17 protein-coding genes and 10 tRNA genes are annotated in these 15858 nt (G+C 44.3%); all 27 read right to left on the minus strand.

All coding sequences use genetic code 11. From position 1 onward, the window contains the following. Positions 1–166: 166 nt before the first annotated feature. The 27 genes from KHN79_RS11185 to fliD all read right to left on the minus strand — a co-directional run bounded on the left by KHN79_RS11185 (position 167) and on the right by fliD (position 15591). Positions 167–243 (minus strand) — tRNA-Arg (locus tag KHN79_RS11185). 64 nt (positions 244–307) lie between these two features. After that, positions 308–384, minus strand: a tRNA-Arg gene (locus tag KHN79_RS11190). A gap of 65 nt (positions 385–449) precedes the next feature. Further along, positions 450–526: transfer RNA gene (locus KHN79_RS11195), tRNA-Arg, on the minus strand. Positions 527–590: 64 nt separating this feature from the next. Next, positions 591–667, minus strand: a tRNA-Arg gene (locus tag KHN79_RS11200). A gap of 64 nt (positions 668–731) precedes the next feature. Beyond that, a tRNA-Arg gene (locus KHN79_RS11205) sits at positions 732–808 on the minus strand. A 64-nt stretch (positions 809–872) separates the two neighbouring features. Continuing rightward, positions 873–949, minus strand: a tRNA-Arg gene (locus KHN79_RS11210). 81 nt (positions 950–1030) lie between these two features. Beyond that, positions 1031–1107: transfer RNA gene (locus tag KHN79_RS11215), tRNA-Arg, on the minus strand. Positions 1108–1178: 71 nt separating this feature from the next. Next, positions 1179–1271 (minus strand) — tRNA-Ser (locus KHN79_RS11220). A gap of 47 nt (positions 1272–1318) precedes the next feature. Further along, positions 1319–1395: transfer RNA gene (locus tag KHN79_RS11225), tRNA-Arg, on the minus strand. A gap of 42 nt (positions 1396–1437) precedes the next feature. Beyond that, a tRNA-Ser gene (locus KHN79_RS11230) sits at positions 1438–1530 on the minus strand. A 240-nt stretch (positions 1531–1770) separates the two neighbouring features. Continuing rightward, positions 1771–1968 carry a carbon storage regulator CsrA gene (gene csrA, locus KHN79_RS11235; RefSeq protein WP_004415691.1) on the minus strand — a complete coding sequence of 66 codons (198 nt, stop codon included), beginning with the start codon at positions 1966–1968 and terminating at the stop codon, positions 1771–1773. A gap of 92 nt (positions 1969–2060) precedes the next feature. After that, a complete protein-coding gene (locus tag KHN79_RS11240; RefSeq protein ID WP_182011754.1) occupies positions 2061–3248 on the minus strand; it encodes an aspartate kinase in 1188 nt (395 codons plus the stop codon). A gap of 191 nt (positions 3249–3439) precedes the next feature. Next, on the minus strand, positions 3440–6022 hold the full coding sequence (gene alaS / locus KHN79_RS11245; protein ID WP_182011753.1) for an alanine--tRNA ligase: 2583 nt from the start codon (positions 6020–6022) through the stop codon (positions 3440–3442). Between the two features lie 163 nt (positions 6023–6185). Next, a complete protein-coding gene (gene recX / locus KHN79_RS11250; RefSeq protein ID WP_182011752.1) occupies positions 6186–6653 on the minus strand; it encodes a recombination regulator RecX in 468 nt (155 codons plus the stop codon). 147 nt (positions 6654–6800) lie between these two features. Further along, positions 6801–7847, minus strand: a complete 1047-nt coding sequence (gene recA, locus KHN79_RS11255) for a recombinase RecA (RefSeq protein ID WP_182011755.1) — start codon at positions 7845–7847, stop codon at positions 6801–6803. Positions 7848–8038: 191 nt separating this feature from the next. Then, complete coding sequence (gene pncC, locus KHN79_RS11260; protein ID WP_182011751.1) at positions 8039–8530, minus strand: nicotinamide-nucleotide amidase; 492 nt, start codon at positions 8528–8530, stop codon at positions 8039–8041. Between the two features lie 234 nt (positions 8531–8764). Next, positions 8765–9094, minus strand: coding sequence for a hypothetical protein (locus tag KHN79_RS11265; RefSeq protein WP_182011750.1), 330 nt, complete (start codon positions 9092–9094; stop codon positions 8765–8767). Between the two features lie 87 nt (positions 9095–9181). After that, positions 9182–9469, minus strand: coding sequence for a hypothetical protein (locus KHN79_RS11270; RefSeq protein ID WP_182011749.1), 288 nt, complete (start codon positions 9467–9469; stop codon positions 9182–9184). A 20-nt stretch (positions 9470–9489) separates the two neighbouring features. After that, on the minus strand, positions 9490–10413 hold the full coding sequence (locus tag KHN79_RS11275; RefSeq protein WP_182011748.1) for an OmpA family protein: 924 nt from the start codon (positions 10411–10413) through the stop codon (positions 9490–9492). Positions 10414–10428: 15 nt separating this feature from the next. Further along, positions 10429–10620: a hypothetical protein gene (locus tag KHN79_RS21615; protein ID WP_244812563.1), complete on the minus strand. Its 192-nt coding sequence runs from the start codon at positions 10618–10620 to the stop codon at positions 10429–10431. Beyond that, positions 10613–11287 (minus strand): motility-associated protein, encoded by a 675-nt coding sequence (locus KHN79_RS11280; RefSeq protein ID WP_244812565.1) that lies wholly within the window; start codon positions 11285–11287, stop codon positions 10613–10615. Before KHN79_RS11280 ends, KHN79_RS21615 begins: the two co-directional genes overlap by 8 nt. A 10-nt stretch (positions 11288–11297) precedes the next feature. Then, the gene (locus KHN79_RS11285; RefSeq protein WP_182011746.1) at positions 11298–11984 is read right to left on the minus strand and encodes a sigma-70 family RNA polymerase sigma factor; all 687 of its coding nucleotides are present in this window, start codon (positions 11982–11984) and stop codon (positions 11298–11300) included. 8 nt (positions 11985–11992) lie between these two features. Beyond that, positions 11993–12433, minus strand: coding sequence for a flagellar basal body-associated FliL family protein (locus tag KHN79_RS11290; protein WP_182011745.1), 441 nt, complete (start codon positions 12431–12433; stop codon positions 11993–11995). Beyond that, entirely contained in the window at positions 12434–13507 is a 1074-nt protein-coding gene (locus tag KHN79_RS11295; RefSeq protein WP_182011744.1) for a flagellar hook-length control protein FliK, read from the minus strand. Continuing rightward, positions 13504–13815 carry a hypothetical protein gene (locus KHN79_RS11300; protein ID WP_182011743.1) on the minus strand — a complete coding sequence of 104 codons (312 nt, stop codon included), beginning with the start codon at positions 13813–13815 and terminating at the stop codon, positions 13504–13506. Before KHN79_RS11300 ends, KHN79_RS11295 begins: the two co-directional genes overlap by 4 nt. Beyond that, positions 13808–14206, minus strand: coding sequence for a flagellar export chaperone FliS (gene fliS, locus KHN79_RS11305; RefSeq protein WP_182011742.1), 399 nt, complete (start codon positions 14204–14206; stop codon positions 13808–13810). Before fliS ends, KHN79_RS11300 begins: the two co-directional genes overlap by 8 nt. Before the next feature lie 26 nt (positions 14207–14232). Continuing rightward, complete coding sequence (fliD, locus tag KHN79_RS11310; RefSeq protein WP_182011741.1) at positions 14233–15591, minus strand: flagellar filament capping protein FliD; 1359 nt, start codon at positions 15589–15591, stop codon at positions 14233–14235. Between the last annotated feature and the right edge of the window lie 267 nt (positions 15592–15858).

Below are 15858 nucleotides of genomic sequence, written 5' to 3' on the forward strand. Positions count from 1 at the left end.
CGCTTAGTTTCAAGCGGATGCACATAAACTGAAAAACAAACTACAAAGCTAATAACAGCGGGATAAATAGGTACGGATATTGAGCTGGGAAAATCGCAGATACAAAAAAACCTCGCATGAGCGAGGTTTTCATCTTTTGGTTTCAAACTTTTTTTCAAAGAAATAGTGGCGCGTCCTGGAGGATTCGAACCTCCGACCGCCTGGTTCGTAGCCAGGTACTCTATCCAGCTGAGCTAAGGACGCGCAGTTTTCGATATTAACTTCCCAATACAAGGAGATCAAAATCAGGGCAATACCCTTCAATTAGTGGCGCGTCCTGGAGGATTCGAACCTCCGACCGCCTGGTTCGTAGCCAGGTACTCTATCCAGCTGAGCTAAGGACGCGCAGGTTTTCGATATCAATTCCCTAACACTAGGAGATCAACATCAGGGCAATACCCTTCAATTAGTGGCGCGTCCTGGAGGATTCGAACCTCCGACCGCCTGGTTCGTAGCCAGGTACTCTATCCAGCTGAGCTAAGGACGCGCAGTTTTCGATATCAATTCCCTAACACTAGGAGATCAACATCAGGGCAATACCCTTCAATTAGTGGCGCGTCCTGGAGGATTCGAACCTCCGACCGCCTGGTTCGTAGCCAGGTACTCTATCCAGCTGAGCTAAGGACGCGCAGTTTTCGATATCAATTCCCTAACACTAGGAAATCAATATCAGGGCAATACCCTTCAATTAGTGGCGCGTCCTGGAGGATTCGAACCTCCGACCGCCTGGTTCGTAGCCAGGTACTCTATCCAGCTGAGCTAAGGACGCGCAGTTTTCGATATCAATTCCCTAACACTAGGAAATCAATATCAGGGCAATACCCTTCAATTAGTGGCGCGTCCTGGAGGATTCGAACCTCCGACCGCCTGGTTCGTAGCCAGGTACTCTATCCAGCTGAGCTAAGGACGCGCAAGCTTCGATATCAACTTTAGTCAATATCAGGGCAATACCCTAAATTCTTATTCAAAAAAGTCAGACTTATTTGAAATGTGGCGCGTCCTGGAGGATTCGAACCTCCGACCGCCTGGTTCGTAGCCAGGTACTCTATCCAGCTGAGCTAAGGACGCACATTTTTTTGTGAAACATATCACATTAATTTTCTTTAAGAACAAAAAAAATTGACTGCTAAGTCAATAAATGGCGGTGAGGGAGGGATTCGAACCCTCGATGCGGCTACAAACCACATACTCCCTTAGCAGGGGAGCGCCTTCGGCCTCTCGGCCACCTCACCACATTATTCATACTCAAATACATCATCAAAGAGAATGTAAAAGAATATGGCGCGTCCTGGAGGATTCGAACCTCCGACCGCCTGGTTCGTAGCCAGGTACTCTATCCAGCTGAGCTAAGGACGCACTTTGTTCTTTGCTTGGTCGCTAACCCAAACAAGGCAAGAATGGCGGTGAGGGAGGGATTCGAACCCTCGATGCGGCTACAAACCACATACTCCCTTAGCAGGGGAGCGCCTTCGGCCTCTCGGCCACCTCACCGTCTTGCGGGGGCTCATATTACTTTTTACCAAAAATAAGTCAAACACTTTCTTTGAAAAAAACGCAAAAAGCAGTTAACCGATGCGGTTTTAATCAAAGTGACTATTAAACGAACTTTACCACCCTATTATTACGAGAAAAGAGAGTCTTATCTTAAAAATGGAATTTAACAAAAACTAAAAAGGCCAGCCCTGGGGCTAGCCTTTTTTATTCAAACTAAGCTCTCAAAACAGAAATAGCTTAGTAGTTACCTGAAGCAACGTTACCGTTACCTTTCTCAGCTTGAATGCGCATGTAAATTTCTTCACGGTGAACTGATACTTCCTTCGGAGCGTTAACGCCAATACGTACCTGGTTACCTTTAACGCCTAGAACCGTTACAGTTACTTCGTCACCAATCATTAGTGTTTCGCCTACGCGACGAGTCAAAATTAGCATTCTATGCTCCTTGAGTAATCTCTAAGTTTTCTTGCTATAAAGCTATTATCCAACAAAAACTCTATTTTCGTAAACAACCTTGTTATCGAAAATTATCCTACTAAGACATGTTTTTGCTGAATATTTAACGCCTCATCAGACATAATGTAAGCATCATGAAGAATGTTTGCGGCCATATCCACATAATCAGGAGATAATACGAGCATCATAGTGAGTGCATTCGTTGCGCTGAAATTGATCGCAATATCTTGCTGAGACAACAAATCGCATGCGTGCTCTACCATTCCATTGGCCTCAAGCCCTACTGCGGTCAACAAGCTTACCATTTCACTATTGCGGATTTTATCTCTGAACACCAGTTCAAACTTGGCACATGTATCTTGTTTTATCATGATACCTGTTCGTTCTGTTTCCTCGATCACATTCCAGATGTCGATACCTAACATTTGACATTGCTTTGTAGCACTTGATAAATGTTCTTTGTCTACTTCAATTATGGCAAGGTCACGTTGAATAGCTATACCAGAGACGGCTTGAGTGCCTGATTCCCCCTTAACTAAGCTGCCTTCATTCACATCAAATGTAGAAAGCACGCGTAGCGGTACACTATTCTTCCATGCATATTGCACAGAAGGTAGATGTAATACTTTAGCACCTCGGCTCGCCATTGCTTCCATCGAAGGAAAATCAATGACCGCCATTTTTTGAGCCGTTTTCACTACACGTGGGTCACAAGTATAAATACCATCAACGTCGGTAAAGATCTGACACTCATCAGCACGCAATGCGCCTGCCAGTGTCACAGCGCTCGTATCTGAGCCACCTCGACCTAATGTGGTGATATCCCCATTGTCATTCACACCTTGAAATCCTGCAACAATGACGATTTGCTCTTGTTCAAGCAATGCCATAATTTTCGATGTATCAATGTGCTTAATCGTCGCGTCATTGTGTAGATTATCAGTCACAATGTTCGCTTGTGCTCCGGTAAGTGAACGCGCTGGAAAACCCATTTTATTCAGAGTCATCGCCAGCAGTGCCATCGACACTTGCTCACCAGCAGAGAGCAAAACATCAAGTTCTCGGGCTGTTGGAACGCTATCTACTTGTTTAGCTAAATCCATAAGCCTGTTTGTTTCGCCTGACATCGCAGACACAACTACAACAACTTGATTACCATCATTTTTCGCCTTAATGATGTGTTCAGCAACCTGATGGATTGTTTCAATTGAACCCATCGAGGTTCCGCCAAACTTTTGCACGATAAGGGGCTTTTTCACCAGTCTTCACCTTCCCAAGACCAAAGTCTCATTCGGACCACTTGTCCTCTTTGTAAAAAGATTTAAGTGGTAGTTACAACAAAAACCAAGCAGCCTAAATGACCGGGTTAATATCCAGCCAATTAAACCACTTGGTTAACGTAAAGGAATTAAGCTCAATCAAAGAACATTGATTGAGCGGAAATTACTTATTACAAGCGCTCTTCCAGCCAAGGCTGAACAGTTTTGATTGCTGCTGGCAGAGCTGCGACGTCAGTACCACCAGCTTGCGCCATATCCGGGCGGCCACCGCCTTTACCACCAACTTGTTCCGCGACCATCTTAACCAGTTCACCAGCTTTTACTTTGCCAACCAGATCTTTAGTCACACCAGCAATCAGGCCAACTTTATCACCAGTAATGTTTGCTAGCAGTACAACACCGGAGCCCATCTGGTTCTTGATGTCGTCAACCATAGTACGCAAATTCTTGCTGTCTGCACCTTCCAGAGCAGCAACCAGCACTTTAGTACCGTTAACTTCTACCGCTTTGCCCATGATGTTTGCGCTTTCTGCTGCAGCCATCTTGTCTTTCAGCTTTTGAATTTCTTTCTCAAGCGCTTTCGACTTCTGAGCTGATTCAGCCAGTTTTTCTTCGTACTTAGCTGTCTGGGCTTCGATTGCGTCTAGTGCGCCCTCACCCGTTACTGCCTCAATACGACGGATACCTGCTGCAATACCACTTTCTGAAGTGATCTTGAACAGACCAATGTCACCGGTGTTAGAAGCGTGGATACCACCACAAAGTTCAGTAGAGAAATCACCCATAGAAAGAACACGAACTTCATCATCGTATTTCTCACCAAACAGCGCCATCGCACCTTTCTTCTTCGCAGACTCGATGTCCATGATATTGGTTTCGATAGTATGGTTGCGACGGATCTGTGCGTTAACCAGACGCTCAACCTCTTTAAGCTCAGACGCCGTTACGGCTTCCAGGTGTGAGAAGTCAAAACGTAGGCTGTCAGCTTTCACAAGAGAGCCTTTCTGCGTAACGTGCTCACCCAGCACTTGACGAAGAGCTGCATGTAACAGGTGCGTCGCAGAGTGGTTCAGAGAAATAGCCGCACGACGCTCAGCGTCAACGATTGTTGCTACTTCATCACCTTTCGCCAGAACACCTTCAGCCATCACACCGTGGTGCGCAATCGCATTACCCAGCTTCTGAGTATCTTCAACACGGAATACACCAGACTCAGTACGAATTACGCCGGTATCACCACACTGACCACCTGACTCAGCGTAGAAAGGCGTTTCACCCAGGATGATGATCGCTTTTTCGCCTGCAGACAGAGCCTCAACTTCGTTACCTTCAACGAACATCGCTGCTACTGAGCCAGAACCTTTAGTCCCTACGTAACCGCAGAACTCAGTTTCAGCATCCACTTTAATTGCAGCGTTGTAGTCGGTACCAAACTGGCCAGCTTCACGCGCACGTTGACGCTGCTCTTCCATCGCTTTTTCAAAACCGTCTTCGTCGATGGTGAACTCACGTTCACGTGCAACGTCGTTAGTTAAGTCAGCAGGGAAACCGTAGGTATCATAAAGTTTAAATACTGTTTCGCCGTCCAGCTCTTTACCGTCTAAGTTGTCTAGCGCTTCATTTAGGATAGCCATACCACGTTCCAGCGTACGGCCGAAGTTTTCTTCTTCAATACGAAGTACTTTTTCAACTACAGCTTGCTGACGCTTAAGCTCCTCACCGGCAGTACCCATAACATCTGCCAGTACGCCAACAAGTTTATGGAAGAATGCACCTTGCGCACCTAACTTGTTACCGTGACGAACAGCACGACGAATAATACGGCGTAGAACATAACCACGACCTTCGTTTGAAGGCATAACACCATCCACGATAAGGAATGAGCATGAACGGATATGGTCTGCGATAACGCGTAGAGATTGGTTAGACAGGTCATCGTAACCGATCACTTCAGCAGCAGCTTTGATAAGCGTTTGGAAAACGTCGATTTCGTAGTTTGAGTGAACGCCTTGCATGATTGCAGAAATACGCTCAATACCCATACCAGTATCTACCGATGGTTTTGGTAGCGGCTCCATTGTACCGTCTGCGTGACGGTTGAACTGCATGAATACGTTATTCCAGATCTCGATAAAACGGTCGCCATCTTCTTCAGGAGTGCCAGGGCGTCCGCCCCAGATGTGCTCACCGTGATCGTAGAAGATTTCAGTACATGGCCCACAAGGACCGGTGTCACCCATTTGCCAGAAGTTGTCTGACTCGTATGGCTTGCCACCTTTCTTATCGCCAATACGAATAATGCGGTCTGCCGGAACACCTACTTTTTTGTTCCAGATATCGAATGCTTCGTCGTCGGTTTCGTAAACGGTCACCAATAGACGCTCTGTCGGCAGCTTAAGAACTTCGGTTAAAAATTCCCAGGCAAATGAAATCGCATCTTCTTTGAAGTAATCACCAAAGCTGAAGTTACCCAGCATTTCAAAGAAAGTGTGGTGACGAGCCGTAAAGCCTACGTTTTCCAGGTCATTATGTTTACCGCCAGCACGTACACAACGTTGAGCCGTAGTCGCTCGAGTATAGGCTCGTTTTTCCAAGCCTAAGAAACAATCTTTAAATTGGTTCATACCTGCGTTGGTGAATAGCAGGGTTGGGTCGTTATGTGGTACTAACGATGAACTTTCTACGATTTGGTGTCCTTTGCTCTCAAAGAACTTGAGGAACGAGTTACGAACCTCGTCAGTGCTCATGTACATGCAGCTCTTCCTGAAAATAGTCGAGTTAGAATTTTGCCGTATTGTAGATCATGCAATCAGCTACGACTAGTTTTCTTGAGGAAAAGAGGCTTTGGAAGAAGAAATTGAGGGAAAAACAAAGAATAATTCTGACGAGCCCAGGCTCCGCTCAATCTAAGTAAGGTTAATCATGTTCGTCAAAGTTCAGTGCATAGCTGATTTGATCAAAACTATAACCACGGTATTGCATAAAACGTACTTGTTTCGCGTACTCTTTCTGATCTTTAGCTTTCACTCCTTTGAACTTCTTTTCTGCCGCCATTCTCGCTAATTCAAACCAATCTTGGGGCTCTTCTGCCATCGCTTCATCAATAACAGATTCCGCCACACGCTTTTGGTTTAATTCCTGCCTAATCCTGCGCTCGCCATGCCCTTTATACACATGTTGGCGAATCTGGCTTTTGGCGTAACGCAAATCATCGAGATAGTTATGATCCAGACAGAAATTTATCGCAGCTTCGATGTCAGCCTCTTCATATCCTTTTAAAGCCAGTTTTTGATACAGCTCGTACTGGCCGTGATCGCGTCGGCTTAAGAGATGAATTGCTGCTTCTTTACTTGATAGAGTTGGCGCTTGGCGCTTTTGGTACATGATGATCCTAAACCTATTTTTCCTGTACAAACGATGATTTTAAGCTTCCGTTTGACACTTTAGATCTAACAGATACAACAAAGCCCCGCATCGCAGGGCTTTGATATAATTCATTTAAAGCAAGATAAGCTCTAATTACAAGATAGATTAAAACTCTTCTTCTTTTTGCTCTGGCATTTCACCCGCTTCTGGCGCTTCTGCTAAAGCTGGAGATAGCAACATTTCGCGAAGTTTCGTGTCGATAGTCTTCGCCACTTCTGGGTTTTCACGCAGGTAGTTACAAGCGTTTGCTTTACCCTGACCGATCTTGTCACCATTGTAGCTGTACCAAGCACCGGCTTTTTCAACTAGCTTGTTCTTCACACCTAAGTCAACAAGTTCGCCTTCACGGTTAAAGCCCTGGCCGTACATGATCTGCGTGTTTGCTTCTTTAAATGGTGCTGCAATCTTGTTCTTAACAACTTTAATGCGAGTTTCGTTACCGACTACTTCATCGCCTTCTTTGATTGCGCCAGTACGACGGATATCTAGACGAACCGATGCGTAGAACTTAAGTGCGTTACCACCAGTGGTTGTTTCTGGGTTACCGAACATCACACCAATCTTCATACGGATTTGGTTGATGAAGATACACATACAGTTAGACTGCTTCAGGTTACCTGTTAGCTTACGCATTGCCTGAGAAAGCATACGTGCTTGCAGACCCATGTGGCTGTCGCCCATTTCGCCTTCAATTTCTGCTTTTGGTGTCAGAGCCGCAACCGAGTCGACAACCATAACATCGATAGCACCTGAACGTGCTAACGCGTCACAGATTTCTAGCGCTTGTTCACCAGTATCTGGCTGAGAAACCAATAGCGCATCGATATCAACGCCAAGCTTCTTAGCGTAGACAGGATCCAGAGCGTGCTCTGCATCGATAAACGCACAAGTTTTACCTTCGCGCTGTGCTGCAGCAATTAGTTCCAGAGTTAGCGTTGTTTTACCTGAAGATTCCGGACCGTAGATTTCTACGATACGACCCATTGGTAAACCACCAGCACCCAAAGCAATATCAAGAGAAAGAGAACCCGTTGAAATGGTTTCTACGTCCATTGCGCGGTTATCGCCAAGGCGCATGATTGAGCCTTTACCGAATTGTTTTTCAATTTGACCTAGCGCAGCGGCGAGCGCCTTTTGTTTGTTCTCGTCCATTACTTTCTCCGATTTATTCATCTTCATTGGGCGACGAATAGTCATTAAACTCTTTTAAGCAGATAACCTGCTCAACAATGCAAGTCATTATACTGTTGATTCATACAGTGTCCACACCTGTATAAAAAAAATTTGTGCGTTTCTGCGTCTTGTTTTGCTCCAGACCTTATCGCATATGGGTTAGAGCAATTTTAATTTTTCTCAGCCAAATGCTGATGGATTCGAGTTAGTGCATGAAACACTGCTTGTTCCCTTACCTTTACACGGTCACCATCAAAGTGCATGGTTTCAACCAAGAGCCAATCTTGCTTATCCGCGAACGCAAAGCACACGGTTCCGACCGGTTTTTCTTTACTGCCACCACCTGGGCCGGCAATGCCGCTAATAGATACGCCGATTGTCGCATTTGAGTGCCCAAGCGCCCCCTGAACCATTTCGATCACAACTGGCTCACTGACTGCGCCATTCTCTTCTAATGTCTGAGCGTGCACACCAAGCATTTCCATTTTCGCTTCATTGCTATAAGTAACAAAGGCGCGATCCAGCCATCCTGAGCTACCTGCAATATCGGTAATTGCCGCAGCAACCCCTCCACCGGTGCAAGATTCAGCAGTAGTCATCACATGCCCATGCTGGGCAAGTAAAGCCCCTACTTCTGCACTTAGTTGTGTTGTTCTTTCCATAGCCAAAATGCCTTTTGGTTTACTTACGTATTTGACAAAAACATATCCTAAGCTGCTACGAAGACAAACGAAAGCCCTTTGCATGTTAAACAATGAGCACAAGCGTTAACTTTAAAAGTAGAACTCGGTACGTTGCAGAGAAATACAGGGTTAACGGATTTTCAACTCAAAAAAGCAAAAAGCCAACCGAAAAAGTTCAGTTGGCTTCTAGATTAAACTCATACAATTAGAGTTTTAATTCGTAAAACAGTTAACTAACTCGTAGTGAGTGAAACGTCTGGATAAAGACGGCACAACTTTAACTGCGGCAGTATCATAAATATTGCAGCTTCTCGCTTGCTTTTCTGAAACCCAAAACTGAGCCAGATTTCCTTCCTCAGTAAACCGGACCGTCAATAACGCTTGGTCTTTGTTAAATGTCTTCTTTATAGACACATTCATCACTCGAGCGTACGCAAGTGTTTCTTCTGATGTATCTAACATATGGTATGAATAATAAAGCGAACCAATCAGGGTTGCGTATAGCAAATATCTTAACGGTTTGTTGACTATAACTCTTTTCAATTTGATATCCATTGTGCGTTTTATCTAAGAGACTTCCGGAACCGAGAACAAGAAACTCGCCAAGGCTGAGTCAACTCTGATAACAAGTTAAACCGTCGATAAATAACGACTTATCACTAAAATCATTGAAATGTTGCAAAACACCACTGGCAAAACCAAGTACATATCTTGGGGTAACTGAATCATACCTTTTGGCTGAGAAACTAAAATCAGGACCTGCAATACATTCAAAACGATAAGAAGCAGTGCCAGAATAAATCCGTGATAAACCTCTATCAGGTCGACACTCACTCCATAAAATATCGCCAGTACCATATTGATTACGGCTAACCAGGCTAGCACCTTACTAACGCGGCTTTTTCTTACATGCGGCATAGTGCTACCTCAGTATTGCATCAGCGTTGATTTGCTTGTGCTGTGTTTTTCGCACGTTCTATTTCAGAGCTAACCTGTTGCTGCACGTTATCTTGGTCTTCAATATCAATGGTGCCATCGAATATTAAGTCCATCTCTTCTTTTGCACTTCGGGTCATAACAAATAGCTCTATTCGACGGTTAACCGAGCTCATCGGATCCGCTTTGTTGATAGGACGTGTATCACCGAACCCACTGACTTTGTAAACACGATGGGCTGGCATACCGCCACGCTCTAAGTAATATCTCGCCCGACCAGCACGATCCGAAGAAAGATCCCAGTTCGTTTTTTTAGAGCCAACATACTTACTCATGTCGGTGTGACCGGTGATGATCACGCTATTTGTAATATTCTCGAAAATAGGTGCCAAACCGAGAAGTAAATCTTCATAAAAGTAGGTCAGATTTGAACTACCACGTACAAACATCGATCCATGTTCAGAATCGTGAATGACGAGTCTTAAGCCCTGAGGCGTCACCTTTATTTTAACACTCGATGTGCCGTTCAGTTTCTCCAGCTGTTCTTCTACCCTCGCTGCCAACAATTCAAGTTCTTGCTGAGAGTTGACTTCACCTTCTATCAGCGAAGTGTCGTTAACCCGATGTAAGTCTGCATCGTCATGACTTGTCGCGACATTAGGCAAATCAATCGGGCTAATAGAGTTAAACCCTTGAACCACCGCTTCACCACCAGATACTTCGAGCACACCGCCATTGCGAAAATAGTCGACAAGTTTTTCTTTATCTTCTGTATCTAAGATCTGAATCAGCCACAGAATAAGGAATAGAGCGAACATGGATATCATTAAATCCGCCATTGCGACTTTCCACCCACCTCCGTGAGGAGTAGCATCTTCTTCCAGTGTTTTCTTAACAAAAACTAAAGGTCTTGGATTATCGTTCACTCTATAAACTCCTGACTATCCACGAACCGCTTTTACAGTTTCTTCAAGCTCTGTAAAGGTAGGTTTGTATTTAGTTTCTACATTACGGCGTCCGGCATTGACACACAGGTGCGCTGACTGACCGCTACAGTAACTGGTAATCACAGATTTAATGCTTTCAAGCGGAGACATTTGTGCTAAGCCCACATCTTTTACTGCATCAGCCATAGGGCCAAAAAAAACCATAACATCCCAGAACGCCCAAGAAGGTACCTGTCAGTGCTGTTGCGATATTGGCACCAATCACAGTTACATCACCGTCCAAAGACTGCATAGTAAGGATAATGCCCAGTACTGCGGCTACGATACCCAGACCCGGTAGTGCTTCTGCGGTATGGAACAGCTTCTGGTAAGGCTTGTTGTACTCTTTACTCAGAATACGAATTTCTTCTTCTAATACCGATTCAATAACATGTGGTTCAGGCTGCGAACTGATGACCAAACGAAAGGCATCAACCATAAAAGAAGTAGCCAAACGGTCTTTTGTAACCAATTCATATTTGGCAAAAATGGTACTTTTCTCGGGATCTTCAACATGTGAATCAAGCGCTTTAACACCATTAATTTTTGCCACGTTGATCAACTCATACATCAACGATAGTAACTGGTTGTAGTATTCTTTGTTATATGGCAGCTTGGTGAAGACTAATTTCAGTTGTTGCAATAACAGCTTTAAAGTTTGCACCTTAGATGCAATCAATATGTTGCCGAACGCTGCGCCAAAGATGATCAACATCTCTACGGGTTGCCAAATCAATCCCATGTGTCCGCCGTGAAGGATAAATCCTCCAAACACCGAACCGCACACCAGTAAAATTGCTATATAGCGATGCATATATACTCCGTTAATCCTGACTCAACTTGGCTTTAAGTAGCTCAATACTCGCCTGTTTAATGCGAAACACCTTACTTTCATTGAGATCAAGCGTAAGTGCCGTTTCTTTAAGGTTCATACCCTGAACGTACAGCAGGTACATCACCTTCTGTTGTTCTTCACTTAACGTTTCCAGACATTCTTGAAGCTCTAACAATCGGGCTTCATGGTCGGAATTATCAGAAGCGGCAACCATCGCATCGAGTTCAACCTCAGAATCAACGACAATAACCTGAACCACTTCATGGTATTCTTCCAGAGTGATGTCTGTCGCTTTACACAACTCACTGGCAGTTGGCTGACGCCCCAAACGACCAGAAAGGATGTTTTCTGCTTTTTTTATCTGGTTGACTAACTGACGCTTGCGCCTTTCCATCGGGTCACGACGTCTTAGCTCATCAATCACTTCGCCGCGTACACGCAGCGTCGCCGACTTCATAAAGTCGTCGTCAACAACATGATCAAACTTTCGCAGTTCGAGCAGGAAGGTCATTAAAGCAATTTGGCGTAACTCTTCGATTGTCCCATCGTCAAATACACAGAAATAAGGCCGAAGAATCCGGTTGATAAAACCAGCGTGCTCTTTCAGCACTCTGGTTTCAATCAGATGACGCTGAGACAAACTCAACTCTTCTGTGTGTTGATATGAACGTTGCATTAACATAACTATTGGTATACCGCTTTTGTTACTAGGATCTCTTTGATGTCTATCCCTAGAACGTTGCTAAGTTCCGTTTTTAGCTCAGCCTGCACCGAGTCAATAAAGTTATTCCCGTAAAAATACTCTTCTGATTTGTGACCCAGTGCCTTCAGGACCGCATTCACGATCTTAGCTTTCTGTTTCACAATCAGTTCTTGATAATGTTCTGGTGCTACAATCGCGAGATCCATCAACAGTAAGCTCTGACGACGTTCGCGATTTATCGAGACCAAGATGCCTGATACCGGCACTTCTACTGTCTGGACTGTTGGAACAACGATATTTGCAGCCTGCTCACTTTGCGCTGGATTATTACCAATATGGATATAGCCACTGGAGAACGCCCAAAACAGAGATCCAGCCAATGCTACCGCTGCACCGCCAGCCACAATTAAATTCTTCGACATTTACACCCTCGCTATTATTTCTTGTTGTTGCTCACTGCTTTCGTCTACTTGCTCTTCTGATGCCGAGAGGTTAGACGCAACGTGGGTTAACGCATCATCCTGTACGTGGTTATGTTGTGAAGAGTCAGACTTATCGTCATTACCGATATTGACAGTGACTTCCAAAAAGTTCTCTTGAACAAGTTCCGCTCTTAGGCGTTCCACCGTTTGCGTAATCGCTTCACGTACACTGGCATTGGTACTGTTGATTTGCACAGATAAACGATCGCGCTCTAACGTTACTGTAAGATCAATCTTGCCCAGTTCAGGCGGATCCAATCGGATCGTCGCTTTGTTGGCCTGAGAACTCGCTTGCAACGTGATCTTGTCTGACAACATAGAGACCAAACGCTGACCAACTTCCGCTTTGTTGCTGGAGTTCATAGCCAGCTCAGCCTTGAAGGTGAGTTCTTGCGAGGTAGTACGGTTCTGAGCCGCGTCATTTACCGCTGCTAATTTAGAATCTTGTACAACCTGAACTTTGCTTCGGCTAAGTAACTCTGATGTTGCAGCAGACAATGATTCTCTTTGTGATAGAGATATATTCAGAGCCGCAAGCTGAGATTTACTTCCGCTTACATCGACCGTCGTAGCCGCAGCACGTTCAGACTTACCTTCGCTCAAATCAATAGCAGTAACAGCACTTTGAGATTTAAGTGCGTTTGTCTCATTAAGTCGCGAATTTTGCTGAGTACTGTGTATTGACTGCAACGCTGGCAACACACCAGCTTCAGGTATACCCTGCTCATTAAGCAGCGTTAATGGGCCTGTCTGAGGCACAGAACCCTCATCACTGACCAATTCATCAGAGACTAGATTATCCAAGTCACCAGAAACTAAAGTCGTCAGGTCTTGCCCGTTCGCTAAAGCAGCTAACCGACCTTCTTGTGCAGAAGCATTAGATTCAGCCTTAGCTAAAGACTGCCCAAACGCCTCAGTACCAGAGCCCTGACTGTTACTCGTAATAGCATCACCTGCAGAAGAGCCACCAGAAGATGAAGTCAGAAGCGCATTTGCTGTTGTCGCGGCCATCATGATATGTAAAGTCCTGCTAGCTGAGTTGTCGTGTAAGCTTTTGCACGATCTTTATATTGCTGAGACCCTTCGAGCCTGACTTTCATCTCCTCACGTTGGGCTTTTACTTTCTCTAAAACCCGCACATGCGTGATTTGCAGCTCAATGACCAAGGCTTTCGACTCATCACCCAACTGCTCCTTAACCGGAGCAATTTTATCTAGAACTGCTTTCAGCTGGTTACTGCAACGGACGATGGCCTCTAGCTCATTGTCCTTCTCAGCTTGCTGATAACGTTCGAGTAACTTTTTTAAAGCATCGTTATTCATTGTTCAGATTTTTCACCACGCCTTCCCAACCCTCTTTAAGATCAGTAATAACGCCGCGTAAGTCTTTAAGTTGTTCTGCATTCATCTCTTTCGATACGTCGAAAATTACTGCGATTGCGTGCTCGTATAGTGCATGAATGTTTAAAATCAACTCTTCACCACTTTCAATCTCAAGGGATGAATCCAGCGCCACAAGAATATCGATACACTTCTGCGCACTTGCTGATTTTTTCTCAAAATCCTTTTCAGTGATGAAGAACTCCAGACTGTCGATCTCTTGTAATAAGCGATCGTGTAACATAGCGATCAGTTCAATTGGAGAGGATACAGAAGCATTTGCTTCACTCTGCACTGCGGCATAGCTTTGCTGTAGATGATTGCCTAACAACATAGTATTTTCTCGATTTACAAAAAGGTTTAATAACTGAATGAACTCATGGCCGATTCCATAGAATAAATAGCCTCGTTCATTGCGGTAAATTGTCGTAAGTAACGGTTGTACGCTTTCTCGTACTTCAGTTCTAAAGCATCAAGGCGGTCGTTAATGTTAGATTTTTCTTGATCTAACGTGTCGATACGAGTTGAAAGCAACCCTGTTCCGGTCTTGCTGTAGACATCAATTGTGGATTCTAAGAGCTTGAATGCACCGTTATCACCAGTAAGCATTGCATCGATATCTAAGCTTTTATCGGAGAACGCTTCTTCAAAAGCACTTTCATCCAGGCTTAGTGTGCCATCTCGACCGATTTCGATACCTAATTCAAACAGATAATGGCCATCAAACTCACCACGTAGTGTATTAATTAAATTAGACTTAATTCCTCGTGCTGTACTGTCAGATGCCAATACACCACGTGAACCGTCTTCCGACGAACTGGTAGCGGTGAGATCATTAAGCTTTGTAATCGTCTCGTTAAACTTAGTGATGAATTCCTGTAAAGCTTCGATACTCGAGTCAACATCAGCACCTACTGTTACGTTAGTAGTATCCGTGCCTGACGCTTGAGCTTTATTCAGTGTTACATCAACACCATCAACCAGGTCAGTAAATGTATTGGATGAGTTTGTCAGCTGAAGACCAGTGCCTTCTCCACCTAGCCAGATAACTGCATCTTGAGCTTCTTTTAAAACAAGCGCATCTCCAAAACCTGTATGAGTGCCACCTGCTCCATCATCAAAACTCATCTCAAATGCGTTTTCACTACCTGTCTCATTGGAAGCTACCAGTAGCTTGAGCTCGCCATTAGTGCGAACCAAGTTGGCGGTAATCTCGTCGCCAGAGACAGAGTTTATTTCATTCACCAAGTCTTGGTAGGTCGCTTCTCGGCCAAGAGTCGTACTTAATTGTGCGATGTCGATATTATAAATTTCTTCAGGATCACCAGCGGCATTAGTGCGAGAGATTGACATTGCACCGGTCTGCGGCTCAATCGCTGTTTGAGGATCCTGGATATCTGTTAGGTTAAAAGCGTATTGTTGAGTCGTCGCAAGCTGCTCAACAAAAATATCAAGATCAGCGTTTGAGGCGTTTTCACTAGCAGATACCGATAAGTACTCTTCACTGCTTGCGCTCGCCGCCGATTTTTCAACCGTTCCGTTATATTTGGTGAAGTCATACAGAGATGTTTTCAGGCTACTTAACGAGCTTTGTAATGATGAAAAAGCCGAACGTTTAGCAGTAACTGCAGAAAGCTTCGTATTATAGCGAGACTCTGCTGAATATATGTCGTAGTAAGCAAATTGGTCCGCCATTGAAGCGGCATCGACTGCACTCATTATTTAACTCCGTAATAATAAATTATTAGATTTGTAGGAAGTATCCTTCACGATCAAACGAGGTTTCTTACTTGACAATAAAAAATAAAATAGAACCTAATTAAAACATCCAAGACGAAATTAATAATTAATTTACATCCAAGCCGCGCATTCTAATAAATTAATAAAACCATGCAAAGCTACAAAATAGACTTAAACAAATAGAATAAGAAGGATTATCAATTAAGAACACTCAGGGAAAATACTTTAACAATGTTTTAATACTAA

It is taken from the genome of Vibrio sp. B1FLJ16 (assembly GCF_905175385.1).
Classification (GTDB): Bacteria; Pseudomonadota; Gammaproteobacteria; order Enterobacterales; family Vibrionaceae; genus Vibrio.